21 protein-coding genes are annotated in these 23,585 nt (G+C 71.2%); 3 read left to right on the top strand and 18 right to left on the bottom strand.

All coding sequences use genetic code 11. The features are described from left to right. Positions 1-94 precede the first annotated feature (94 nt). Positions 95-601, bottom strand: coding sequence for a GNAT family N-acetyltransferase (locus MNOD_RS13820; RefSeq protein ID WP_015929528.1), 507 nt, complete (start codon positions 599-601; stop codon positions 95-97). Between the two features lie 252 nt (positions 602-853). On the opposite strand from MNOD_RS13820, the gene MNOD_RS13815 reads away from it, so the two are divergent. Further along, a complete protein-coding gene (locus MNOD_RS13815) occupies positions 854-1,579 on the top strand; it encodes a tyrosine-protein phosphatase (protein ID WP_015929527.1) in 726 nt (241 codons plus the stop codon). A 17-nt stretch (positions 1,580-1,596) separates the two neighbouring features. Here the strand turns inward: MNOD_RS13815 and MNOD_RS13810 are convergent, their stop codons facing one another. Further along, positions 1,597-2,499, bottom strand: a complete 903-nt coding sequence (locus MNOD_RS13810) for a DMT family transporter (protein WP_015929526.1) — start codon at positions 2,497-2,499, stop codon at positions 1,597-1,599. A 132-nt stretch (positions 2,500-2,631) separates the two neighbouring features. Next, complete coding sequence (locus MNOD_RS13805) at positions 2,632-2,796, bottom strand: hypothetical protein (RefSeq protein ID WP_244424725.1); 165 nt, start codon at positions 2,794-2,796, stop codon at positions 2,632-2,634. Positions 2,797-3,336: 540 nt separating this feature from the next. Here MNOD_RS13805 and MNOD_RS13800 point away from each other — a divergent pair. Then, complete coding sequence (locus tag MNOD_RS13800; RefSeq protein WP_015929524.1) at positions 3,337-4,242, top strand: metal ABC transporter substrate-binding protein; 906 nt, start codon at positions 3,337-3,339, stop codon at positions 4,240-4,242. 286 nt (positions 4,243-4,528) lie between these two features. On the opposite strand, the gene pnp is transcribed toward MNOD_RS13800, so the two are convergent. The 7 genes from pnp to MNOD_RS13765 all read right to left on the bottom strand — a co-directional run bounded on the left by pnp (position 4,529) and on the right by MNOD_RS13765 (position 15,021). Next, positions 4,529-6,706, bottom strand: coding sequence for a polyribonucleotide nucleotidyltransferase (gene pnp, locus MNOD_RS13795; protein WP_015929523.1), 2,178 nt, complete (start codon positions 6,704-6,706; stop codon positions 4,529-4,531). Between the two features lie 289 nt (positions 6,707-6,995). After that, entirely contained in the window at positions 6,996-7,265 is a 270-nt protein-coding gene (rpsO, locus tag MNOD_RS13790; RefSeq protein WP_015929522.1) for a 30S ribosomal protein S15, read from the bottom strand. A gap of 441 nt (positions 7,266-7,706) precedes the next feature. Then, complete coding sequence (locus tag MNOD_RS13785) at positions 7,707-8,453, bottom strand: SDR family NAD(P)-dependent oxidoreductase (protein WP_015929521.1); 747 nt, start codon at positions 8,451-8,453, stop codon at positions 7,707-7,709. 4 nt (positions 8,454-8,457) lie between these two features. Beyond that, positions 8,458-9,318, bottom strand: a complete 861-nt coding sequence (locus MNOD_RS13780; protein WP_015929520.1) for a 2,4-didehydro-3-deoxy-L-rhamnonate hydrolase — start codon at positions 9,316-9,318, stop codon at positions 8,458-8,460. 398 nt (positions 9,319-9,716) lie between these two features. Continuing rightward, positions 9,717-10,526, bottom strand: coding sequence for an exodeoxyribonuclease III (gene xth, locus MNOD_RS13775; protein WP_015929519.1), 810 nt, complete (start codon positions 10,524-10,526; stop codon positions 9,717-9,719). 32 nt (positions 10,527-10,558) lie between these two features. Further along, the gene (locus tag MNOD_RS13770; protein WP_043748672.1) at positions 10,559-11,446 is read right to left on the bottom strand and encodes an outer-membrane lipoprotein carrier protein LolA; all 888 of its coding nucleotides are present in this window, start codon (positions 11,444-11,446) and stop codon (positions 10,559-10,561) included. A 113-nt stretch (positions 11,447-11,559) separates the two neighbouring features. Beyond that, positions 11,560-15,021 (bottom strand): DNA translocase FtsK, encoded by a 3,462-nt coding sequence (locus MNOD_RS13765; RefSeq protein WP_015929517.1) that lies wholly within the window; start codon positions 15,019-15,021, stop codon positions 11,560-11,562. Positions 15,022-15,256: 235 nt separating this feature from the next. Here MNOD_RS13765 and MNOD_RS13760 point away from each other — a divergent pair, with 235 nt between their 5' ends. Further along, complete coding sequence (locus MNOD_RS13760) at positions 15,257-17,296, top strand: NAD(+) synthase (RefSeq protein WP_015929516.1); 2,040 nt, start codon at positions 15,257-15,259, stop codon at positions 17,294-17,296. Between the two features lie 44 nt (positions 17,297-17,340). Here the strand turns inward: MNOD_RS13760 and rimM are convergent, their stop codons facing one another. From rimM to minD, 8 genes are all read right to left on the bottom strand, one after another. Further along, on the bottom strand, positions 17,341-18,000 hold the full coding sequence (rimM, locus tag MNOD_RS13755) for a ribosome maturation factor RimM (protein ID WP_083786410.1): 660 nt from the start codon (positions 17,998-18,000) through the stop codon (positions 17,341-17,343). Positions 18,001-18,006: 6 nt separating this feature from the next. Next, positions 18,007-18,366 carry a 30S ribosomal protein S16 gene (gene rpsP, locus MNOD_RS13750; RefSeq protein WP_015929514.1) on the bottom strand — a complete coding sequence of 120 codons (360 nt, stop codon included), beginning with the start codon at positions 18,364-18,366 and terminating at the stop codon, positions 18,007-18,009. A 133-nt stretch (positions 18,367-18,499) separates the two neighbouring features. Continuing rightward, a complete protein-coding gene (ffh, locus tag MNOD_RS13745; protein ID WP_015929513.1) occupies positions 18,500-20,068 on the bottom strand; it encodes a signal recognition particle protein in 1,569 nt (522 codons plus the stop codon). 18 nt (positions 20,069-20,086) lie between these two features. Further along, entirely contained in the window at positions 20,087-20,308 is a 222-nt protein-coding gene (locus MNOD_RS13740; protein WP_015929512.1) for a glutathione S-transferase, read from the bottom strand. 172 nt (positions 20,309-20,480) lie between these two features. Beyond that, complete coding sequence (locus tag MNOD_RS13735; RefSeq protein ID WP_015929511.1) at positions 20,481-21,392, bottom strand: alpha/beta hydrolase; 912 nt, start codon at positions 21,390-21,392, stop codon at positions 20,481-20,483. Positions 21,393-21,405: 13 nt separating this feature from the next. Continuing rightward, the gene (locus MNOD_RS13730; RefSeq protein WP_015929510.1) at positions 21,406-22,227 is read right to left on the bottom strand and encodes an SDR family NAD(P)-dependent oxidoreductase; all 822 of its coding nucleotides are present in this window, start codon (positions 22,225-22,227) and stop codon (positions 21,406-21,408) included. Positions 22,228-22,450: 223 nt separating this feature from the next. Continuing rightward, positions 22,451-22,735 carry a cell division topological specificity factor MinE gene (gene minE, locus MNOD_RS13725; protein WP_015929509.1) on the bottom strand — a complete coding sequence of 95 codons (285 nt, stop codon included), beginning with the start codon at positions 22,733-22,735 and terminating at the stop codon, positions 22,451-22,453. Beyond that, positions 22,732-23,547, bottom strand: coding sequence for a septum site-determining protein MinD (gene minD / locus MNOD_RS13720; RefSeq protein ID WP_015929508.1), 816 nt, complete (start codon positions 23,545-23,547; stop codon positions 22,732-22,734). The genes minE and minD overlap by 4 nt, the downstream gene beginning before the upstream one ends. Between the last annotated feature and the right edge of the window lie 38 nt (positions 23,548-23,585).

The raw sequence follows: 23,585 nt of genomic DNA, 5'->3' as shown, positions 1-23,585 counted from the left end.
GGGGCGGCACGCCCCGGGTCGCTCGGTGCTTAGAGACCCGGGCGGATCAACACAAGCGCATTGCGAGAGAACTCGGAGGGGCGTGCGACTCCGATCACGCGAACAGATAGGCCACCTTGGCGAGGCTCGCCCCCGCGACCCGGTCGGTCGCCTGCGCAACGACTTGGCCGCCCATGCGCTCGTAGAAGTCGCGCGCGCGGAGATTGTCGGCGAGGGACCAGACCGCGACCCGGGACACGTCCCGGTCCCGCAGGTCGTTGCGGACGGCCTTGAACAGGCGCGTGCCGTAGCCGAGGCCCTGATAGGCCGGTGCGAGGTAGATCTCGTCGATCTCGCCCTCGGCCTTCAGCGTGCGGTCGCGGCAGCGGCCATAGGAGACGTAGCCGACGACCGCCTCGCCAACCTCCAGCACGACGAGCGGCCGGCCGCGCCCCACCGTCGAGCGCCACCAGATCGGTCCCCGCCGGGCCAGCATGCGGTCGAGGGCGACGCCCGGAATGATGCCCTGGTAAGCCTCCCGCCACGCCGCGTCGAAGACGTCCGACAGCATCGCGGCATCGTCCTGGCGCGCCCGGCGGATGCTGACGACCTGTGTGCTCACGGCTCCCTCCTTCCGCCTCTGATCCGTCTGCGGCCATCCCCCGAGACACCGAGCTCGGCCATTCGCAGGATGCGGTACGGGGCGGAGCAAATGCAATGCCACGCGGCTGAGCCGGCCTGCAACCTGTCCGATCGTTGCCGAACCGACACGCGGCTGCTACATGCCGCCACTGCTTCAGGACAACCGGCGGGTCAAGCGGACTCGCCGCGGCTCCGGACGGCCTGCAGCCCCTCTGGCAACGATTCCGACCGCGTGTTCAACCGCTTCCTTCCGCCTGAGACCCGCTACGCCCGGCGCATGGCGCGCATCGCCCGCTGGGAGAAGCCGATCGCCGGTCGCCGCAACCGGCTGCGCGCCTGGGTGAACATGCTGCTCGTCGATCACGGCGTGCTGCGGCTGGCCTACCTCAACCGGCACCGCATCGGGCGCGGCCTCCTGTGGCGCTCGGCCCAGCCGGCGCCCCACGATCTGGCGTGGTTCAAGCGGCAGGGATTGCGCACCATCATCTCCCTGCGCGGCGGACGCGAGCACGGGTCCTGGCAGCTCCAGCGCGAGGCCTGCGAGCGCGAGGGTCTGCTGCTGCGCGAGTTCGTGGTGCGCTCGCGCGAGGCGCCCGACCGCGCGATGCTGCTCTCCGCCCGCGACTTCTTCGCGGGCGTCGAGTATCCGGCGCTGATCCACTGCAAGTCGGGCGCGGATCGGGCGGGCTTCGCCGCCGCCCTCTACCTCATCCTCCACGAGGGCCGGCCGGTCGCGGAGGCTGCCCGCCAGCTCTCGCCGCGCTACGGGCATTTCCGCTTCGCCAAGACCGGCATCCTCGACGCGTTCTTCGACCGCTACCTCCTGGAGGGCGAGGCGAAGGGCCTGAGCTTCCTCGACTGGGTCGAGCACCACTACGATCCGGAGAGGCTGCAGCGGGATTTCCAGGCGGGGTTCTGGTCGGACATCCTGGTGGACCGCCTCCTCAGGCGCGAGTGAGCGGCTTTGCCGCAGCGTCACCCGCGGGTAGTGAGGAGCACGCCGAGGGCGATCGCCGCGACCGCGAGGGCGCTCGCCACGCTCGGGAACTCGCCGAGCACCGGGATCGCCAGGAGCGTCGCGATGACCGGAACGAGGGCGGTGAAGGCCGGCGTGCGCCGGCCGATCAGGGCGAGCGAGCGGTTGAAGGCGAGGAGCCCGACCACGCTGACCAGCACGCCCTGGTAGATCACCTGCAGCGCGAGTTCCCCCGCGGGCGCGGCCGGGATCCGGGACAGGCCGAGAGCCAGGTAAGGCGGCACGTAGCCGATGAGGGAGGCGACGCAGATCAGCGCCGTGGCCTCGACCGGTCGAAGGGCCGAGCGGCGCATCCGCACGGTGCCGATCGCCCAGAGCAGGGCGGCAGCGAGGAACATGCCGTAGCCGAGGAGTTCCTCCCTCGTCTCGACCGCCCCGGCCAGGGCGAGGGCGCCGACCAGGATGAGCGCGAGACCCGCCAGCGCCGTGCGGCTCGGCCGATCCCTGAGGCAGAGAATTCCGAGCACGGCCGCCATCAGCGGCATGGTGCCGGGCGTGAGGGCGGCCCCATGGCCCGCAGGCGCATACCGCAGGGCGATCGAGATCAGAAGGGCGAAGGGCGCGCCCTGCCCGAGGATGAGCCACACCGCGTCGGCGGCATCACGGCGCGTGAGGCGGCGCAGACGCAGCACCACCGGCAGCAGGATCAGCCCTCCGCACCCGAACCGGATCGCCACGAGATCGGCGGGCCCGAGCACATTGCCGGTCCCGACGGCGCGGCGCGTCACCACGAACCATCCGCCCCAGATGGTGACGGCGAGCAGCGCCCAGCCGATTCCGATCAGGAAGGAGCGGTCGCGTGCGACCGGGGCGAACCCCGTCGAGGGCGGGGAGGACCTCACGGGACGGCGCAGCCCGCCGCGCCGCTCCTGATGCGTGCGCCCCCCGCCATCCCGGCCCTTCCTTCACTTAAGCAATGCAGGGCGCTATCACGGAATCCGACGCCTCAGCAACTCGGGCGGCCGGCCGACCGATCAGTGCCAACCCTGGCCGAACCGTCCCGTCGAGTGCATCAGCGTGTGGCCGCAATCGAGGCAGATGTAGCGGGTCTCGATACCGCCCCCGAAGGCCTCGACGACCGGCGTAGAGGCCACGACCATCAGGCGGGCATGGGGCAGAGCTTCGGAGGGCGACCGCATCTGTCCATGGCACGCCCGGCAGGCCGCGTCGTCCGCACTCATCCATCGCCGCAGAGCAGACCGGGTAGTGTGAGCGCGCTGCGCCATGTCCCTGCCTTAGAGCGCTCCCGCCGACGTGGACCCCGGTTCGGCGCAAGGGAGCGCGTGAAATCAAGACCTGTGAGCCATGATCCGACCCCGTTGGGTCGGGCACGGCTCTGAGCGGCGAACCGCGACCAAGACCCGATCTGACCGGACCGTCATTGGGGCGTCAAGCCCGCAACCTCTGCCCAGATTTCAGCCATTGCGTGCATTTTGTGCAGACGTCCTGGCGGCCGTGACGCCATGCCCAAAGTCGCGTCGCACCCTGCTGCGACATTGGGCAGACCAGCCGTCGCGCTCGCGTCGTCGGTCCTGCGGCCCCCTGCCGCTTCGCCTCGCCGTTCGCGGCTCCGGCCGTGAGGCGGAACCGCGCGGCAGGCAAGCCACCCGATATGTAATAATGTTGCGTTATTTCGGCGCCCCGCTAAGGTGCCTGCTCTCAAGCAGACGGGGAGCTCTATGCGCAGGTGGAGAATCGCAGCGCTCGCGCTCGTGGCGACGCTGGCAGGAATCGGGGCGGCCTCGGCCGATCCGCTCAAGGCGGTGGCCAGCTTCTCGATCCTCGGCGATCTCGTGCATCAGGTCGGCGGCGATCGGGTCGAGGTCGCGGTGCTGGTCGGACCGAACGGCGATGCGCACACCTTCTCGCCTGCGCCGAGCGATGCGCGCAAGCTCGCCGGAGCGCAGCTCGTCGTGATCAACGGTCTCGACTTCGAGGGCTGGATCGAGCGGTTGGTGAAGGCTTCCGGCACCCGGGCACCTTTGGTGGTCGCGTCGAGGGGCGTGACGCCGATTCGCGAGGAGGATGGGCACGGGCATGGCGGGCACGACGCGCACTCGATCGATCCCCATGCCTGGCAGAGCATCGGCAACGCCAAGCGATACGTGGCGGCGATCCGCGAGGGGCTGATCGGCGTCGATCCCGAGGGGCGGAGCGCCTACGAGGCGAACGCGGCCGCCTACCTCGCCAAGCTCGACGCGCTCGAAGGCGAGGTCCGGGCCGCCATCGCGGGAATCCCGGAGGAGCGGCGCCGCGTCATCACCACGCACGACGCCTTCGGCTATTTCGCGAAGACCTATGGGATGCGCTTCATCGCACCCCAGGGCGTGTCGAGCGACACCGAGGCCACGGCCAAGGACGTCGCCCGCATCATCGCTCAGGTGAAGCGCGAGAAGATCCCGGCGGTGTTTCTTGAGAACATCAGCGATCCCCGGCTGATGCTGCAGATCGCGCGGGAGACCGGGGCGAAGGCGGGCGGACGGATCTTCTCCGACGCGCTCTCGGAGCGGGATGGGCCGGCTCCGACCTATATCGACATGATGCGCCACAACATCCGCGAGTTCACCGCTGTGCTGCGCGGATAGCACCACGTTGGCAGGCTCCGGCCCTCTGGCCGGCATCAGCCGGCACGAACCCCGGACCGGTGATCCCATCCACCATAGCCTCGGACCACCGTTCCGGCGTGCTTCGAGGCCCGCTGACGCGGGCACCTCAGCATGAGGGCCGGGGTTGGTGGCCACAGATGGGGAGCGCTCAGTCAGCCGGTTTCATCCCTCAGGGGCGGCCCGGCCTGTTGGTGAACTCATGTCAAACGCGAAGCGCGGCCCTCTCGGGCCGCGCTCCGTTCAGCGTGATGATGGGGGCGGGCGATCACTCGCCCGCGCTCTGGCGCGCCTGCCGCTCGCGGTTGCGGTCGGCCTCGCGCTCGGCCTTGAGCTTCTCGGTAATGTCCTCGCCGGTCTGCTGGTCGACGACCTTCATCGAGAGGCGGATCTTGCCGCGCTCGTCCTGGCCGAGGAACTTCACCTTCACCTTGTCGCCCTCCTTCACCACGTCGGTGACCTTGGCGACGCGCTGGGGCGCGAGCTCCGAGATGTGGACGAGGCCGTCCTTGGCGCCGAAGAAGTTGATGAAGGCGCCGAACTCCATCGTCTTCACGACCGTGCCGTCGTAGATCATGCCCGCTTCCGGCTCCGCCACGATCGAGCGGATCCAGTTGTAGGCCGCCTTGATGGCCTTGGCATCGGACGAGGCGATCTTGATGACGCCGGTATCCTGGATGTCGATCTTGGCGCCGGTCTTCTCCACGATCTCGCGGATGACCTTGCCGCCGGTGCCGATGACCTCGCGGATCTTGTCGGTCGGGATCTGCATGGTCTCGATGCGCGGCGCATGCTCGCCGAGTTCGGGCCGGGCCGCCGTCAGGGCCTTGGCCATCTCGCCGAGGATGTGGGCGCGGCCGTCCTTCGCCTGATCGAGGGCGACCCGCATGATCTCCTCGGTGATGCCGGCGATCTTGATGTCCATCTGGAGCGAGGTGACGCCCTCGGACGTGCCGGCCACCTTGAAGTCCATGTCGCCGAGGTGGTCCTCGTCGCCCAGGATGTCGGAGAGCACCGCGAAGCGCTCGCCTTCCAGGATCAGGCCCATGGCGATGCCCGCCACCGGACGGCGCAACGGCACGCCCGCATCCATCAGCGCCAGCGACGAGCCGCAGACGGTCGCCATGGAGGAGGAGCCGTTCGACTCGGTGATCTCCGACACGACGCGGATCGTGTAGGGGAACTCGTGCGCCGCCGGCAGGAGCGGATGCACTGCGCGCCAGGCCAGCTTGCCGTGGCCGATCTCGCGCCGGCCCGGCGAGCCCATGCGGCCCGTCTCGCCCACCGAATAGGGCGGGAAGTTGTAGTGGAGGAGGAACGTCTCCTTGTAGGTGCCCTCCAGCGCGTCGATGAACTGCTCGTCGTCGCCGGTGCCGAGCGTCGCCACCACCAGCGCCTGCGTCTCGCCGCGGGTGAACAGGGCCGAGCCGTGGGCGCGCGGCAGCACGCCGACTTCGGAGAGGATCGGGCGCACCGTGCGCACGTCGCGGCCGTCGATGCGCGAGCCGGTGTCGAGGATGTTCCAGCGCACAACCTTGGCCTGGACCTCCTTGAAGGCGGCCTTGACCGTCTCGGGCTCGAACTTGGCCTCGCCCTCCTCGGGGGCGAGCGCCGCCATCACCTTCGCCTTGACGGCGTCGACGGCGGCGTAGCGCTCCTGCTTGACCGTCTTCTTGTAGGCCTCGCGGAGATCCGCCTCGCCGATCTCCAGCACCGCCTTCTCGACCTCGGACAGGTCGGTCGGCTGGAAGTCGCGCGGCTCCTTGGCGGCCTTCTCGGCGAGCCGGATGATCGCCTCGATGACCGGCTGGAAGTGCTTGTGGCCGAACATCACGGCCCCGAGCATCACGTCCTCGGGCAGCTCCTTGGCCTCGGACTCGACCATCAGCACGGCGGCCTCGGTGCCCGCCACCACGAGGTCGAGGCTCGAGCCCTCCATCTCCTGGATGGTGGGGTTGAGCTTGTACTGGTTGCCGACATAGCCGACCCGGGCGGCGCCGATCGGGCCCATGAAGGGCACGCCCGAGAGGGTGAGCGCGGCCGAGGCCGCCACCATCGAGACGATGTCGGGGTCGTTCTCAAGATCGTGCGAGAGCACGGTGACGACGACCTGGGTGTCGTTGCGCCAGCCCTCGACGAAGAGGGGACGGATCGGGCGGTCGATCAGGCGGGAGACCAGGGTCTCCTTCTCGGAGGGACGGCCCTCGCGCTTGAAGTAGCCGCCCGGGATGCGGCCGGCGGCGTAGGCCCGCTCCTGGTAGTTCACCGTGAGCGGCAGGAAGTCGATGCCGGGCTTGGGCTCCTTGAGCGACACCACGGTGGCGAGCACGGTGGTCTCCCCGTAGCTCGCGACCACGGCCCCGTCGGCCTGCCGGGCGACCTTGCCGGTCTCCAGCACCAGCTTGCGTCCGCCCCAGAGCAATTCTTCGCGTTGTACGTCGAACATGTCATCATGCCTTCATGCGGTCGTCCGGGAGAGGCGGCGCCAGCGCAAGACGGCGAGAGGCTCTGCGGCCCCGTGAGCGGCTTTGATTGCAAAGCCGCAAGGCCCGAGCCCCTGGCGATCCTGCCCTGGCGGTGACGCCCGCAGGGTCCCGGAGGGTGAGCGGCCGGACCCATTCCGACCCACTCGGGGAACGCTGGCCGCCTCGGAGGCCGCCGCGCCGCGCCCGGGGCCCGCGCGCGGACCGCCAAGCGAAAACGCGGCCCGGACAAGCCGGGCCGCGTGCGCCGCCTTAGCGGCGGATGCCGAGGCGCTCGATGAGCGCGCGGTAGCGCGCCTCGTCCTTGCGCTTCAGGTAGTCGAGGAGCGACCGGCGCTGCGAGACCAGTTTGAGCAGGCCGCGGCGCGAGTGGTTGTCCTTCGTGTGGGTCTTGAAGTGCCCGGTCAGGTTGGCGATCCGCTCGGTGAGGATCGCGATCTGCACCTCGGGCGAGCCGGTATCGGCGCCGCCGCGGGCATATTCCTTGATGAGCGCGGTCTTGCGCTCCGCCGTGATCGACATCGCGTGTCCTTCTGGTCAGGGTTGGGATCGGATGCGGCCCTGTCGGCCGCTCCCGCCTCGGAAGCGGCCGGGCCGGGATGTCGTCCAGCGCGGTCGCCCAAAGCGAAAAGCCCCGCCATGCGCCGGCAGGGTTGCCTTCCCTATACACGATCGCGCCGCCGACGCCACTCCCTGATCGGCGCCGGGCGGATGCGCGTGGTTTCGCCATGCCGCACACCGTCGCGCCAAGCTCGACCGGGCGCGCCTTCGTCCGTTCTACCCGTGAACCCACGGGTTCTCTCCTTGCGCCGGCTCGCCTCATCCGACATCCGGTCGATGGCTTTGCCATACGGGATGGCTTTGCCATGTGGATGTCGGCTTCGTTCACGCCGGCGCGGAGCAGAGTTCCGCGCCGCGCAGGCGCGATAAAACGGTCTGCGAACGATCCGTTCGCAGACCGGATCAGTAGGTGGCGCGCCCGCCCGAGAGGTCGAACACCGCCCCGGTGCTGAAGGAGGCTTCCTCGCTCGCCAGCCAGCAGATCAGCGCCGCGATCTCCTCGATGCTGCCGAAGCGGCCGAGCGGGATCTTCGACAGCATGAACTCGATATGCTGCTGCGTCATCTGGTCGAAGATGGCGGTGCGCACCGCCGCCGGGGTCACGCAGTTCACCCGGATCCCGGTCTGCGCCAGTTCCTTGCCGAGCGACTTGGTCAGCCCGATCACCCCCGCCTTCGAGGCGCTGTAGGCCGAGGCGTTCGGGTTGCCCTCCTTGCCGGCAATCGAAGCCACGTTGACGATCCGCCCGTAGCCGCCCGCCTCCATGGCCGGCACCGCCGCCCGGTTGCAGTAGAACAGCCCGTTCAGGTTGACCTCGATCACCCGCTGCCAGGCCTCGACCGGATAGTCCCGCACCGTGGCGTTGGGGCCGGTGATGCCGGCGCTGCACACCAGCACGTCGAGCCCGCCCAAAGCCGCCACGCTCGCCTGCATGGCCGCCGCCACCCGGGCCGGATCCGCAACGTCGAGGGCCTGCGTGTCGGCGGCCCCGCTCGCGGCCTTGGCTTGGCTGAGCGCCTCCGCGCTCAGGTCCCACAGGCTGACCGCGGCGCCCTCCGCGGCCAGCCGCGCCGCGACGCACAGCCCGATGCCGGAGGCGCCCCCGGTGACGATGGCCTTCCGGCCCTGGAAACGGTTGGCATAGGGCATCGGCTCAGTCCTCCCGGCGGCGCCAGGCCACCACCGCCTGGCGCTGCTCGCCGAGCTTTTCGATGCCCAGCCGCATCACGTCGCCGGGCTTCAGGAACACCGGCTGCGGCTTGATGCCCATGCCGACCCCCGGCGGCGTGCCGGTGGTGATGAGATCGCCCGGCAGCAGCGTCATGAAGCGGCTGACATAGGCCACGATCTCGGCGCAGCTGAAGATCATGGTGCGGGTGTTGCCGGTCTGCATGCGGCGGCCGTTGAGGTCGAGCCAGAGGTCGAGGGCCTGCGGGTCGCCCACCTCGTCGGCGGTGACCAGCCAGGGCCCGACCGGCCCGAAGGTGTCGCAGCCCTTGCCCTTGTCCCAGGTGCCGCCGCGCTCGATCTGGTATTCGCGCTCGCTGACGTCGTTGACCACGCAATAGCCGGCGACGTAGTCCAGCGCCTCGGCCCGTTCGACATAGGCCGCGCGCCGGCCGATCACGATGCCGAGTTCCACCTCCCAGTCGCTCTTCACGGAATCGCGCGGCAGCATCACCGGGTCGTGGGGCCCGCTGAGGGCGCTGATCGCCTTGGTGAAGACCACCGGCTCGGCGGGGATCGGCAGGTTGGATTCGGCGGCGTGGTCGGCGTAGTTGAGCCCGATGGCGATGAACTTGCCGATCCCCGCCAGCGGCACGCCGAGGCGCGGCGCGCCCTCGACGAGCGGGAGCGAGCCCGGATCGAGCTTGGCCAGCGCGGCGAGTGCGGCCGGCGCCAGCGTGTCGGGGCCGATCTCGGCGACATGGCCCGACAGGTCGCGGATGCCGCCGTCAGCGTCGAGCAGGCCGGGCCGTTCCTGGCCCGCAGGGCCGTAGCGCAACAGCTTCATGGGATGATATTCCTGGCTGAAGGGAGGGGGCGCATGCGGCGCGGAGATCACGCGCTGCGGTGCGGCCGCAGGCCGCGTCAGCGGGCCGCGTCGAGAGCTGATCCGAAAGGATGGATCCGACGGGATGGGATGTGCGCGGCGGGCGCCCTGGCTGCCATAATCTCGGTTTCCTTCCCACCCTGGCGGATAGTCTACAATCCCATATGTTGGGATTGTATTTCTTTATTTGGGATCATAGGCGGATGCCGCCGAAGGCGTCAATCGCTCCGCCGGATCAGCAATTGGCCAGGACCGGCGCATCGGTGGCGCGCTCAGGCATCAGACGCTGGTGCAGGATTTCGGCATCCCGGAGGCGGTGGCGGCAGGGTGATCGCAGGCCCCGGGTGATCTCGCGCCGCCTACAATTCCAGTTCCACCGTCACCGGCACATGGTCGGACGGCTTCTCCCAGGCCCGCGCATGCCGCGCGACCGTCACCGAGCGCACCGTGCCGGCGAGGTCCGGCGTGACCCAGATATGGTCGAGGCGCCGGCCCTTGTCGGCGGCGGCCCAGTCGGGGGAGCGGTAGCTCCACCACGTGTAGATTTTTTCCGGCTCCGGCCGCAGGTGGCGCATGGTGTCGATCCAGCCTGCCTCGCCACGCAGCGTCTCGAGCCGCTCCGTCTCGACCGGCGTGTGGCTCACCACATCGAGGAGCTGCTTGTGCGACCAGACGTCATGCTCGAGCGGTGCCACGTTGAGGTCGCCGACCAGGATCGCCGGGCTGGTCGAGCGCCGGCCGCCCCAGGCGCGCAGCTCGTCCATGAAGGCGAGCTTGTGGGCGAACTTGTCGTTGAGGGCGGCATCCGGCACGTCGCCGCCCGCCGGGACGTAGAAGTCGTGCAGCACGATGCCCGCCGCCGCGCCCGCCTCCGGCCCCAGCACCGCCGAGATGTGGCGGGCATCCTGGCGCTCGCAGAAGCTCATCACCTCCTGCGAGCGGAGCGGAAGGCGCGAGAGGATCGCCACGCCATTATAGCCTTTCTGGCCGGCGAAGACGATGTGCGGATAGCCGAAGCCCTGCAGCTCCTTCAGGGGAAAGCGGTCGTTCGGGCACTTCGTCTCCTGCAGGCACAGCACGTCGGGCCGCACCTCGTCGAGGAAACGGCGCACGAGGTCGATGCGCAGGCGGACGGAGTTGATGTTCCAGGTCGAGACGGTGAGGCGCACCGGAGGGATCTTCTTAAGTGGGAGGATGAGCGTCAGCGCGGCTGCTGCTGGCGCATGCGCTGCTCCAGCTCCTTGTCCTCGGCCCGGCCGTAATTGATGACGAACATCATGCCGTCGATGGGCCGGCCGCGCTGCAGGTTCGATAGCAGGACCGTGGTCTGGTAGCCCTGCGGGTCGGTGATGCGCCACTGGCTGAGCGACTTCATCGCCTCGTCGAAGAGCAGGACGATGCGCGAGGTGCCGCCGAGCGTCGAGCGGTCCTCCAGGCTGATGCGCACGCCGCCCGGATCGGCCGAGACATCCGTCACGGTCAGGTCGCGGGCGAGGTCGATCCGGTCGCGCAGCAGGAATTTCAGCGGCGTCTGCGAGATGAAGTAGAGATCCTGGGTGGCGAGCTTGCGGTCGCGCACCGCCACCGAGGTGCCGTCGGCCACGACTTCGAGGGGCGAGGGCTGGTCGTAGTCGAAGCGCAGCCGCCCGGGCTTGGCGAGGTACAGCTTGCCGCCGATCTTGCGCCCGTCCGCGCCGATCTGGACGAAGTTGCCCGTGAGCGTCGAGACGCCGTTGAAATAGGCATTGGCGCGTTCGATCACCGCGGTCGGATTGCCGGCATCGACTGCGACCGGGGTCGTCACCGCCGCGACCTGCTGCGGCGGGGCGGCCGCCGCCGCGGACGCCGGCTCGGCCGCTTCCGCGGGCGGCTTGGCGTTGCCGAGGGTGGCCGGACGGCGCGGAGGGAGCGGCGCCCGGGTCAGGGTCGCGGGCGCCCCGGGCTCCGCCGATTGGGCGGGCTCGGGATCCTTGCGGCCGAACAGGCTGTCGAGGAAGGACGTCACCTGCGCCTGGGCGGGCGCCCCGCCGGCGAGGCAGAGTGCCGCCGCGAGGACGGGGAGCGGGCCGGAGCGGGGACGGCCGGTCATCGGCAGGGGTTCTCCGTGAGGGCGGATGGCGGCGCGGGGCACGCGGGGCGCGGCGGATGCCGCGCCGTTAGAGACGGCCCCTGTGGCGAATATGCGACGCCGGATGCGCATCCTCACGGCTCATCGGCGGTGGCTTGGGCGGAGGATTGCGCCTCGACCAGGATCTCGCGCTTGCCGGCATGGTTGGCGGGCCCGACGATGCCCTCGCGCTCCATCCGCTCCATCAGCGAGGCCGCCCGGTTGTAGCCGATCTGCAGCCGCCGCTGGATGTAGCTCGTCGACGCCTTCTTGTCCCGCAGCACCACCGCCACCGCCTGGTCGTAGAGGTCGGCCGTCGGGTCCGCGAAGGAGCCCTGGTCGAACACCGGCGCTTCCGCGGCCACCTCGGCCTCCTCCTCGTCGGCCGTGACCGCGTCGAGATAGGCGGGCCGGCCCTGGCGCTTGAGATGGGCCACCACCGCCTCGACCTCGTCGTCCGACACGAACGGGCCATGCACCCGGGTGGTGCGCCCGCCGCCGGCCATGAACAGCATGTCGCCCTGCCCCAGCAGCTGCTCGGCCCCCATCTCCCCCAGGATGGTGCGCGAGTCGATCTTGCTGGTCACCTGGAACGAGATCCGGGTCGGGAAATTCGCCTTGATCGTCCCGGTGATCACGTCCACCGACGGACGTTGCGTCGCCATGATCAGGTGGATGCCCGCGGCGCGGGCCATCTGCGCCAGGCGCTGGATCGCCCCCTCGATGTCCTTGCCGGCCACCATCATCAGGTCGGCCATCTCGTCGACGATCACCACGATGTAAGGCAGCGCCCCGAGGTCCATCACCTCGTCCTCGTACACCGCCTCGCCGGTCTCCCGGTCGAAGCCCGTCTGCACGGTGCGGGTGATCACCTCGCCCCGCTCGCGCGCCTCCGCCACCCGGGCGTTGAACCCGTCGATGTTGCGCACGCCGAGGCGAGCCATCTTCTTGTAGCGTTCCTCCATCTCGCGCACGGCCCATTTCAGGGCGATCACCGCCTTCTTGGGGTCGGTGACCACCGGCGAGAGCAGGTGCGGGATGCCGTCGTAGACGGACAGCTCCAGCATCTTGGGATCGACCATGATCAGGCGGCACTCCTCGGGCTTCATGCGGTAGAGCAGCGAGAGGATCATGGTGTTGATGGCCACCGACTTGCCCGAGCCGGTGGTGCCGGCGACGAGCAGGTGGGGCATGCGGGCGAGGTCGGCGATGATGGCCTCGCCGCCGATGTTCTTGCCCAGGCAGAGGGCGAGCTTCTGCTTGGTTTCGGCGAAGGCCGGCGAGGCGAGGAGTTCGCGCAGGAAGACGGTCTCGCGCTTGATGTTGGGCAGTTCGATGCCGATGGCGTTGCGGCCCTGGACCACGGCGACGCGGGCGGAGACGGCGGACATCGAGCGGGCGATGTCGTCGGCGAGCGAGATCACGCGCGAGGACTTGGTGCCCGGGGCCGGCTCCATCTCGTACAGGGTGACGACGGGTCCGGGCCGCACGGCCAGGATCTCCCCCCGCACCCCGAAATCGTGGATGACCTGCTGGAGCTGCACCGCGTTGGCCTGGAGCAGGTCCGCGTCGAGGCTGCTGCCGTCCGAGGCGCGGGCCTCGGTCAGGAGCTCGAGCGGCGGCAGCTCATAGGGCGCTGCGGGCGGGCGCATCAGCGGACGGGGCAGGGGAGGCGGCAGCGGCACCAGCGCCAGGATGTCCTCCTCGTCCTCCGGATCATCCACATCGAGGCCGAGATCGAGATCGAGCCCGGCATTGCCGATGACGACCGCGTGCGCCTCGGCCGGCGCCGGTGCGGGCAGCGGCTCGGGATCCGGCATAGGCTCGGGATCCGGCATAGGCTCGGGAGCCGGCGCAGGAGCCGGCGCGACGGCCTCCACGGGCCGCAGCGGCTCGGCGGCCGGAGCGGCGGTGGTGAACGGGGCCTGCTGCGCGATGTCCTGACCGGCGGCGATCGGCTCCACCGGACCGGCGGGCACCAGCGAGAGGGCGATCGGCGCCAGCGGCAGATCGGCCGGATCGGCCGGCGGCACGGGATCCGCGCCGGGCGCGGCGGCGCCGGCCGGTTCGGGTGCAGGCGGCGTCTGCGTCGGCGCCGGTGCCGAGGCAGGCTCCGGCTCCGGCTCCACGGCGACGGGCTCGGGCGCCGACGCGGGCGCAGCGGCCTCGTTCGCCACGATGGGCGCCGCGGCTTCCAGGACGGGCGGCTCGGCGGCAGGGGCCGGCTCGATCTCGGGAGCCGCGACGGGGGGCGGCGCGACCGGACGGTTGTCCTGCGCGTCGGCCACCGCGAGGGGTTGCGTCCAGTCGTGACGCAGCAGCGCGTCGAGCGTGTAGGCCGGACGCTTCGGCAGGGCGCGCAGGTAGGAGATGTCGACGGGCGCCGTGATCGGCTCGGCCGATCCGGTCTCCTCTGCCGGCACCTCCCCCGGTGTCTCGTCGGCTGGCGGCGCATCCGCCTCCGGCGCGGCAGGGACGGCGCCGGACACGGTCTCGGTCGACGGCGCGGCAGGCGCTTCGTCCGGGGCGGGTGCGTTCACCGCCTCCGTGTCCGCGGGCTGCGACGTCTCGGGCTCCGCGGGAGAAGCGGGCGCCGTCTCGGGCGGTGCGGCGGAGGTCTCGTCCGGGCCGGGGGGGCAAGCCTCTCCGGGCGTCTCGGCTTCCGGTGCACCGGCTTCGGGCACCGGCGGCACGGGGGCGGCCTCGTCGGGTGCGTGGCGCAGGAGATGGTCCGGCGTGCGGGTGAAGCGCACGCCGGGCGGCAGGATGTAGGGCTGGCGCCAGCGCGGCAGGGGCGGAAGGGCGGCGGCTTCCGCGGCGAGGCGCTCGGCCTCGGCCGCCGCCTCGGCCGCGGCGCGCTCGGCTTCGGCCTTCTCCTCGGCGGCGCGACGCTCCGCCTCACGGGCCCGCGCCTCCTCCTCGCGCTTGCGGCGGCGCGCCTGGAGGACATGGTCGGGCGTGCGGGTGAAGCGCAGGTCGGTCGCGGCGGCCGAGCGCTCCGGGCGCGGCGCGGGGGCGGGCCGACGCATCTCTTCGGTCCGTCGCGCCTCCTCCGTCTGCCGCCGCGCTCGCGTCAGCACCGTGCGGGCCGGGCCGGCCGGCGGGATCGCGAGCCACGCATCCTCCATGTCCGGGCCGGGGCCGGCCGGGCGCGGCGGCTCGGGCAGGCGGGGCGCCGGCACGGGCGGCGCCATGGCGGCCGCAGGCGGCGCGGAGGCGGGCGGCGCGGCCTGGACCGGGGCCGGCGGCATCTCCGGCACGAGCGGCATCGCGGGCGCCGGCGGCTCGGGCATCCAGGCGGGCTCCGGCGGCACCGGCGCGGCGCGCACGAGATCCGGCGTCCAGGCCGGCGGAGCCGGATGTGGCGCGGGATCGGCCATCCAGCTCGGCGTCGCGCGCCGGTCGAGTCCCGCTGGCCGCGGCGGCGGCAGGGCCAGGGGCTGCGTCCGGGACGGCCCCCAGTGCCGGGCGAGGATCGCCCGAAGTCGCATCAGGGTCTCGGCGAGCGCAGCGAGCGAAAGCCCGCGGCGCGCAGCCTGTGGGGTGACGCTGCGCATCCCCTGCGGATGATGCGCGGAAGAGTCGAGGTAAGGGGGCCGTCCCGATGATCTCATGACGCTGGCTGGTTGGAGGCGGGCTCAGCCGCCTGCGGCCTGTGCTCCCCGCCAGTTAGGCGGAGTATCGTTAACACCCGATTAGGCACCCGGGCGGGGATCCGTCCCCAGCGGCCGGGGTGCCAAGCCCGGCCCCCGCGCGTTAAGCAGGGTCGATCCTCACCGGAGGCCGCCGCGGATGTTCCGATCCCTCTACCAGCACGGTTTCGCCCGGGTCGCGGCCTGCGTCGGGCAGAGCCACATCGCCGAGCCTGCCGCCAACGTGGCCGAGGTGCTGGCGCTGGCACGCCGCTGCCACGACCAGGGCGTGGCGGTAGCGGTGTTCCCGGAACTCTGCCTCTCGGCCTATGCGATCGAGGACCTGCTCCTGCAGGAGACGCTCCTCGACGGTGTCGAGGCCGCGGTGGCGACGCTCGCGGAGGGCACGCGCGACCTTCTGCCTCTCCTGGTGGTCGGGGCGCCGCTGCGGCACGGGCACCGGGTCTACAACACGGCGGTGATGCTCCACCGCGGGCGCGTGCTCGGGGTCGTGCCGAAGAGCTACCTGCCGAACTACCGGGAATTCTACGAGAAGCGCCACTTCGCGCCGGGTGCCGGCATCACCGGCGAGACGATCCGGCTCGCCGGCGCCGCAATCCCGTTCGGGACCGACCTGCTGTTCGCGGCCGAGGATCTCCCGGGGCTCGTGATCGGGGTCGATGTCTGCGAGGACATGTGGATCCCCGTCCCGCCGGGCGCCCTCGCGGCGCTCGCCGGCGCCACGGTGCTGGTCAACCTGTCGGGGAGCCCGATCACCATCGGGCGGGCGGAGAGCCGCAAGCTGCTGTGCCAGTCGAGCTCGGTCCGCTGCCTCTCGGCCTACATCTACGCGGCGGCGGGGCCGGGCGAATCGACCACCGACCTCGCCTGGGACGGCCAGACGGCGATCTACGAGGATGGAACCCTTCTGGCGGAGAGCGAGCGGTTCCCGGACGGGCCGCAGGTCACGGTGGCGGATATCGATCTCGACCGCCTGCGCCAGGAGCGCGCCCAGATGGGCAGCTTCGACGACAATGCCCGCGCGGTGCTGGGCGAGCGTCCCTGGCGGCGCATCGCCTTCACTGTCGCGCCGCCGAGGCACGATCTCGGCCTCGCCCGCACGGTCGAGCGCTTCCCCTTCGTGCCGGCCGACCCCGCGCGCCTCGCGCAGGATTGCTACGAGGGCTACAACATCCAGGTGGCGGGCCTCGCTCAGCGGCTGCGGGCGATCCGGACCAGCAAGGTCGTGATCGGCATCTCGGGCGGGCTCGATTCGACGCATGCCCTCATCGTGGCCGCCAAGGCCTTCGACCGGCTGGGGCTGCCGCGCACCAACATCCTCACCTACACGATGCCGGGCTTCGCGACCTCCGCCGAGACGAAGGGCAATGCCCACCGGCTGATGGCATCGCTCGGCACCACCGCGACGGAGCTCGACATCCGCCCCGCCGCCCGCCAGATGCTGACCGACATGGGCCACCCGTTCGGGCGCGGGGAGCCCGTCTACGACGTGACCTTCGAGAACGTGCAGGCGGGCCTGCGCACCGATTTCCTGTTCCGCCTCGCCAACCAGAACGACGCCATCGTGGTCGGCACCGGCGACCTCTCGGAGCTGGCGCTCGGCTGGTGCACCTACGGCGTCGGCGATCAGATGTCCCACTACGCGGTCAATGCCGGGGTGCCAAAGACGCTGATCCAGCATCTGATCCGCTGGGTCGTCTCCTCCGGCCAGTTCGACGCGGCGGTGAACCGCACCCTGGAGGCGATCCTCGCCACCGAGATCTCGCCGGAACTCGTGCCGGTGGAGGAGGGCGGGCAGATCCAGAGCACCGAGGCTAGAATCGGCCCCTACGCCCTGCAGGATTTCAACCTCTTCTACACGCTGCGCTTCGGCTACCGGCCCTCGAAGATCGCCTTCCTGGCCTGCCACGCCTGGGAGGATGCGTCGCGCGGCCCCTGGCCGCCGGGTTTCCCCGACGAGCGCCGGGGCGCCTACGCGCTGCCTGAGATCCGCGCCTGGCTGAAGGTTTTTCTCCGGCGCTTCTTCGGCTTCAGCCAGTTCAAGCGCTCGGCCCTGCCGAACGGCCCGAAGGTCGCGGCCGGCGGCGCGCTCTCCCCCCGGGGCGACTGGCGGGCGCCCTCCGACGGCAATGCGGCGGCGTGGCTGGCGGAACTGGAGCGGAACGTGCCGGAGGCGTGACCGACACCGTTCCCGCGCGCCTCCCGCGCCTCACATGGCAGCGTTCAAACTTCGTCCTCCGGCGATGGTTTGGCCGGGGCGAAAAGGTCATCGGGCGGATCGATCGTCACCTCGCGCGCGGCGATGTCCACCTTCGGCACGAAGGCACGGGTGAAGGGGAGCAGCGCCGCGGCGCCGCCGCCGGTAGGCTCGATCTCCAGGAGATCGCCGCCGCCGTAATTCGGCACGGCCCGGATCGTGCCGAGCCGCGTGCCCGCCGCATCGACGACGGCAAGGCCGATGAGGTCGGCGGAGAAGAACTCGTCCTCGTCCTCCGGCGCGCCGAGGCACTCGCGGCGGACATAAAGGGCGAGGCGGTTGAGGGCCTCGGCCGCGTCGCGGCCCGAGACCCCGGAGACGCGCGCGATCAGCATATCGGGCGCGCCGGAGGCCGGGCGCAGCGCCGTCAGCGCGATGGCGCGCCCGTTCGCCCCCGTGAGCGGGCCGTAAGAGCCGATCGCCATCGGATCGGCCGTGTAGGATTTGAGCCGCACCTCGCCCTGGAGGCCGTGGGCGCGGCCGAACTCGCCGAGCAGCACGAAGGCCGGATCCCCGGCGAGGTCGGGAGCCGCCGCGGACGCGCCCGCGGGGCGCGGCGCGCCGGCCGGGTCCCGCTGCACGCCGGAGGATCCCGGCGGAGCGGAGCGGGGCGACCGGCGCGCCATGGCGGGTTACGCCGCGGCGTCCTCGCCGGCGCCGGCCTTCTCGGCGCGGGCGGCGGCACGCTCCTTGGCCTTGGCGCCGGGCTCGGCCTTCTTCGGGTTGTTGCGGGCCGGGCGCTTGGCGAGGCCGGCGGCGTCGAGGAAGCGCAGGACGCGGTCGGTCGGCTGCGCGCCCTTGGCGAGCCACGCCTGGATCTTCTCGGCTTCGAGCGAGACGCGGGCCGGATCGTCCTTCGGCTTCATCGGGTCGTAGACGCCGACCTTGTCGATGAAGCGGCCGTCGCGCGGGGAGCGCGAATCGGCGACGACGATGCGGTAATAGGGGCGCTTCTTGGCGCCGCCGCGGGTCAGGCGGATCTTGAGGGACATCGAACTCTCCTAATGGTCGTCTTGGGAATGGTTGCTTGGGAAGCGTGCAGGAAACAGCGAGCAGCGAAGCGTCGCTTGCGGCCAATCGGCGGAAGTCGTCTCTTCGCTGATCGCTACTCCCTGCGCGCCGGGGTCATTTCTTCTTGCCCAACGGCAGTCCGCCGAGGCCCGGAAGGCCCGGCATCTTGCCGCCCCCGAGGCCGGGAAGGCCCGGGGGCTTGCCCGGCGCGCCGGGCGGCATCGGGGGAAGGGAGGTGCCGGGCGGCAGCGCCTTCTGCATCTCGGCGAGCATCTCGGGCGTGGGCTGGGGCATGCCGCCCATCATCTTGCCCAGGTTGCCGAGACCTCCGCCGCCCCCGCCGAGCCCGAACATGTTGCCGAGCGCCTGGCCGAGGCCGCGCTTGCCCGAGCCCATGACCTTCATCATGTCGGCCATGGTGCGGTGCATCTTGAGGAGCTTGTTGATCTCCGCCACGTCGACGCCCGAGCCCTTGGCGATGCGCTTCTTGCGCGAGGCCTTCAGGATGTCGGGGTTGCGGCGCTCCTCGGGCGTCATCGACGAGATGATCGCGCGCTGGCGCTTGAACATCTTCTCGTCGAGGTTGGCGCCCTCGACCTGCTTCTTGATCTGGCCCATGCCGGGCAGCATGCCCATCAGGCCGCCGATCCCGCCCATCTTCTCCATCTGGGCGAGCTGCATGGACAGGTCTTCGAGGTCGAACTTGCCCTTGCGCATCTTCTCGGCGACGCGCAGGGCCTGTTCCTGGTCGATGGTCTCGGCCGCCTTCTCGACGAGCGAGACGATGTCGCCCATGCCGAGGATGCGGTTGGCGACGCGGGCGGGATGGAATTCCTCCAGCGCATCGACCTTCTCGCCGGTGCCGACGAGCTTGATCGGCTTGCCGGTGACCGCCCGCATCGACAGGGCCGCGCCGCCGCGGGCATCGCCGTCCATGCGGGTCAGCACGATGCCGGTGACGCCGAGCCGCTGGTCGAAGGCGCGGGCGGTGTTGACGGCGTCCTGGCCGGTGAGGGCATCGGCGACGAGGAGCACCTCGTGCGGGTTCGTGGCCGCCTTCACGTCGGCGGCCTCCTGCATCAGCCCCTCGTCGATGGTGATGCGGCCCGCCGTGTCGAGCATGACGACGTCGAAGCCGCCGAGCCGGGCGGCCTCCATGGCGCGCTTGGCGATCTGCACCGCCGACTGGCCGGCGACGATCGGCAGCGTCTCGACGCCCACCTGACGCCCCAGCACCGCGAGCTGCTCCATGGCGGCCGGGCGGCGGGTATCGAGCGAGGCGAGCAGCACCCGGCGCCTGTCGCGGCTGGTCAGCCGCTTGGCGATCTTGGCGGTGGTGGTGGTCTTGCCCGACCCCTGGAGGCCGACCATCAGGATCGGCACCGGGGAGGGGGCGTTGAGGTCGATCACCTCGGCCTCGGCGCCCAGCATCGCCACGAGCTGGTCGTTGACGATCTTCACGACCATCTGGCCGGGCGTCACCGACTTCAGCACGGTCGCGCCGACCGCCTGCTCGCGCACCTTCTCGGTGAAGGTGCGCACGACTTCGAGCGCCACGTCGGCTTCGAGGAGGGCGCGGCGCACCTCGCGCAGGGCCGCGGTGACGTCGGCCTCGGTGAGTGCGCCGCGGCGCGTCAGCCCGGAGAGGATGCCGGAAAGGCGTTCGGAGAGGCCTTCGAACATGGGGGTCCGTCCTTCCGCCTACTGGTCGTTGCCCGCGGAGACGGCGCGGCGCGCCTGCAGGGCGTCCTCGAAATGCCGCAAAGCCGCCTCGAACTTGTCGCGGCAGCCCGGGTTGCAGAAGCCGACCACGGCGCCTTTGTAGAGCGTCAGCGAATCGGCGGAGATCGGCTTGCCCGACCAGGGGCAGACCGCGTTCACCGCGTCCTCGATGCGCAACGGCGCGTGGTTCGTCTCTGTCATCCGTGGTCCCGGCGGAAAGCCTGCGACGAGGTCCTGCCCAACGCCGGACGCGCCCGAGGGCGCATCGCGCTGTCGGGCGTTGGCCTCCAGCCTCGCGGGGCCGGTCGGCGTGTCGGGTCGAGACGAGACATCGTCTGGAGGAGCGAGCCCCTAGAGGGATCGGGCCGGAAAGTCAACGCAGGGCCGGTGCGGCCTCCGGCGCGGCCGCGAGCCGCGCCTTCAGGAAATCGCTCGCCTCCCCGAGCGAGCGGCGCGCCTCCGGCAGGAACGAGGAGGCGAACTGCCAAGCATGCGGCACCACAGGCCAGACCGTGAGCGCCACGGTCACGCCCGCTGCCCGCGCCTTCGCGGCCAGGCGCACGGAATCGTCGCGCAGCAGCTCGCGCTCGCCGACATGGATCAGGAGCGGGGGCAGGCCCGCGAGGTCGCCGCGAAGCGGCGAGACCAGAGGATCGGTCGGGTCGTGGCCGGCCAGATAGGCGTCCACGATGGGCCGGAAGGTCTCCGGCGAGAACATGGCGTCGCGCGCGGCGTTCTCGTGCATCGAGGCTCCCATACCCTCCATGTCGGTCGCGGGCGAGAAGATTGCGGCGGCGGCGGGCAACGGACCACCCGTGCGGCGCAGGCGCAGCATCAGGGCCAGCACGAGATTGCCGCCCGCCGATTCTCCGGCGAGAACCGCCTGCCCCTCGGCCGCGAATTCCGTCCAGGCGGCGACGGCGTCGTCGAGGGCAGCCGGGTAGGGGTGCTCGGGCGCCAGGCGGTAATCGGGGGTGAAGACCCGGAAGCCGCGCCCCGCAAAGCCGCCGATCAGCGGTCGGTGGGTGCGGGGTGAGCAGGCGACGAAGCCGCCGCCATGCAGGTAGAGGAGCCGGGGCGCGTCGGGGCCGAGGCCGCGGCGCTCGGCCCATTCGCCCGCGATGCCGCCGACTAGGCCCGGACGAAAGCCGATGCCGGGCGGGTCCGGGAAGGCGGCGGCGTCGAACACGCGGCGCACCTGCCGGACGTCGGTGGCGCCGGCGAGCCGGCGCCTGATCTGCCGGCGGACGATCCAGGCGAGGAAATGAGCGCGAAGCGAGGCCAAGGCGGCAGATCTCCTACTCGCCGAGCGCCCGTCGGATCACCGACCAGTAGCGGACCGGCATCAGGCGCTGAAGGATTGCGACCTGCCGGGCGTCGGCGCCGACGATCAGGCGGGGGCGCCGCCGCTCGATGCCGTGCAGGATCTGGGCCGCCGCGGCGGCGGCCGGGAGCTTCAGGTGGCGCTCGAAGGCCTCGCGCCCGCGCGCGGCCTCGGCCGGATCGACGCCCGCGCCGGTGCGGGCGTTGCGGGCGATGGCGGTCGCCACGCCGCCCGGATGCACCACCATGACGTGGAGGCCGCTCCCCGCATGTTCGTGACGCAGGGCCTCCGAGAAGCCGCGCACCGCGAACTTGCTCGCCGCATAGGCGGTCTGGCCCGCGGGCGCGATGATCCCGTAGAGGCTCGACAGGTTGACGATCTGCGCCTCGGGCCGGCGCAGCAGCGCCGGCAGGAAGGCATGGGTCATCCGCACCACGGCGCGGAAGTTGACCTCCATCACCCAGTCGAAATCGGCGAGCGACAGGTCCTCGAACCGGCCCGCCAGGGCCACGCCCGCATTGTTGACGAGCAGATCGAGACCGCCGTGGCGCGCGAGCACGGTCTCCGGCAGACCCGCGACGCCCGCCGCATCGGTGACGTCGAGGAGGTGGCTGGTCACGGCCGGCGCCCGGCCGTCGAGGGCGGCCGCGACCCGCCCCAGGCCCTCCGCGTCGCGGTCGACCAGGGCGAGGCGGGCGCCCCTGGAGGCGAGTGCCTCCGCCAGTGCCGCCCCGATCCCGCTCGCGGCACCGGTGATCAGTGCCGTCCTGTCGCGCACCTCGAACCGTCCCGCCACGGGCTCCGCTCCGGCGCCCCGCGGGGCCTATCGAGTTCATCGCCCGAAAGGCCGCGCGGGTGCAAGCGGTGCGGCGGAGGCCATACCAACGGCCCGGGCTGCTGACGTAAGCCAAGTGCTGATGCAGCGGGCCGTTGATCCATCTCGAATTGTCGTCGCCAAGCCAAAGGCTTGGCGACAATTCGAGAACGGAACCAACGGTCATTCCCAATGACCGTTGGTGTCAGGCCCGCTTGCGGGCGGGCTCCTCGACCGCCGGGGTCGCGAGCGCCGGGAGTTCGACGTCGATCTCCAGGAGCGAGACGGCCTCGCCCCGCTCCATCGACACCTTCACCTTGTCGCCCTCGATGGCGACATGCTTGGTGATGACGGCGAGGATCTCCTCGCGCAGCGTCGCCGCGAGATCGGTGCGGCCGGTCGCGGCCCGCTCGTGAGCGAGCAGGATCTGCAGGCGCTCGCGCGCTACCGGGGCGGTGCCCCGCCGGGAGAGGAAGTTGAGCAGGGTCATGCGGCCCTCCGGGAGAGGAGGCGGTTGAGGAAGGACTTGCGCTCGGTGGGGACGGTCATGGCGACGGTCTCGCCCTTGAGGCGGCGGGCGGCATCCGCATAGGCGCGGGCGGGGGCGCTGGCCGGGTTGTTGAGCGTCACCGGGCTGCCGATGTTGGAGGCCTTGAGCACCTCCTCGCTCTCGGGCACCACGGCCAGGAGCGGGATGGAGAGGATCTCCAGCACGTCGTCGATCTTGAGCATCTCGCCGCGCTCGGCCCGGGCGGGGTCGTAGCGGGTCAGGATCAGGTGCTTGTCCAGGCTCTGGCCGGCCTCGGCCCGGGCGGTCTTGGCGTCGAGCAGGCCGATGATGCGGTCGGAGTCGCGCACCGAGGAGACCTCGGGGTTGGTCACCACCACCGCCACGTCGGCATGGCGCATGGCCAGGGTGGCGCCGCGCTCGATGCCGGCGGGGCTGTCGCAGATCACCCAGTCGAAGCGCTCGCGCAGCTCGCCGATCACGCGCGCCACGCCGGCATCGCTGAGCGCGTCCTTGTCGCGGGTCTGGGAGGCGGGCAGCAGCGACAGGCTGTCCAGGCGCTTGTCGCGGATCAGGGCCTGGGCCAGCTTGGCGTCGCCCTGGACCACGTTGATCAGGTCGTAGACCACCCGCCGCTCGGCCCCCATCACCAGGTCGAGGTTGCGCAGGCCCACGTCGAAATCGACCACGCAGACATTCTGCCCCGCCTGCGCCAGGGCGGCGCCCAGGGCCGCGGTGGTCGTGGTCTTCCCCACCCCGCCCTTGCCCGATGTCACAACCAGAACCTTCGCCATCCGACACCTCGTTCCTGTTGGGGCGGTCCTCCGCGGCC

Source organism: Methylobacterium nodulans ORS 2060, from assembly GCF_000022085.1.
Taxonomy (GTDB): Bacteria; Pseudomonadota; Alphaproteobacteria; order Rhizobiales; family Beijerinckiaceae; genus Methylobacterium; species Methylobacterium nodulans.
Note: the sequence above shows the minus strand (reverse complement) of the source record. Positions and strands in the feature narration are given on the sequence as shown.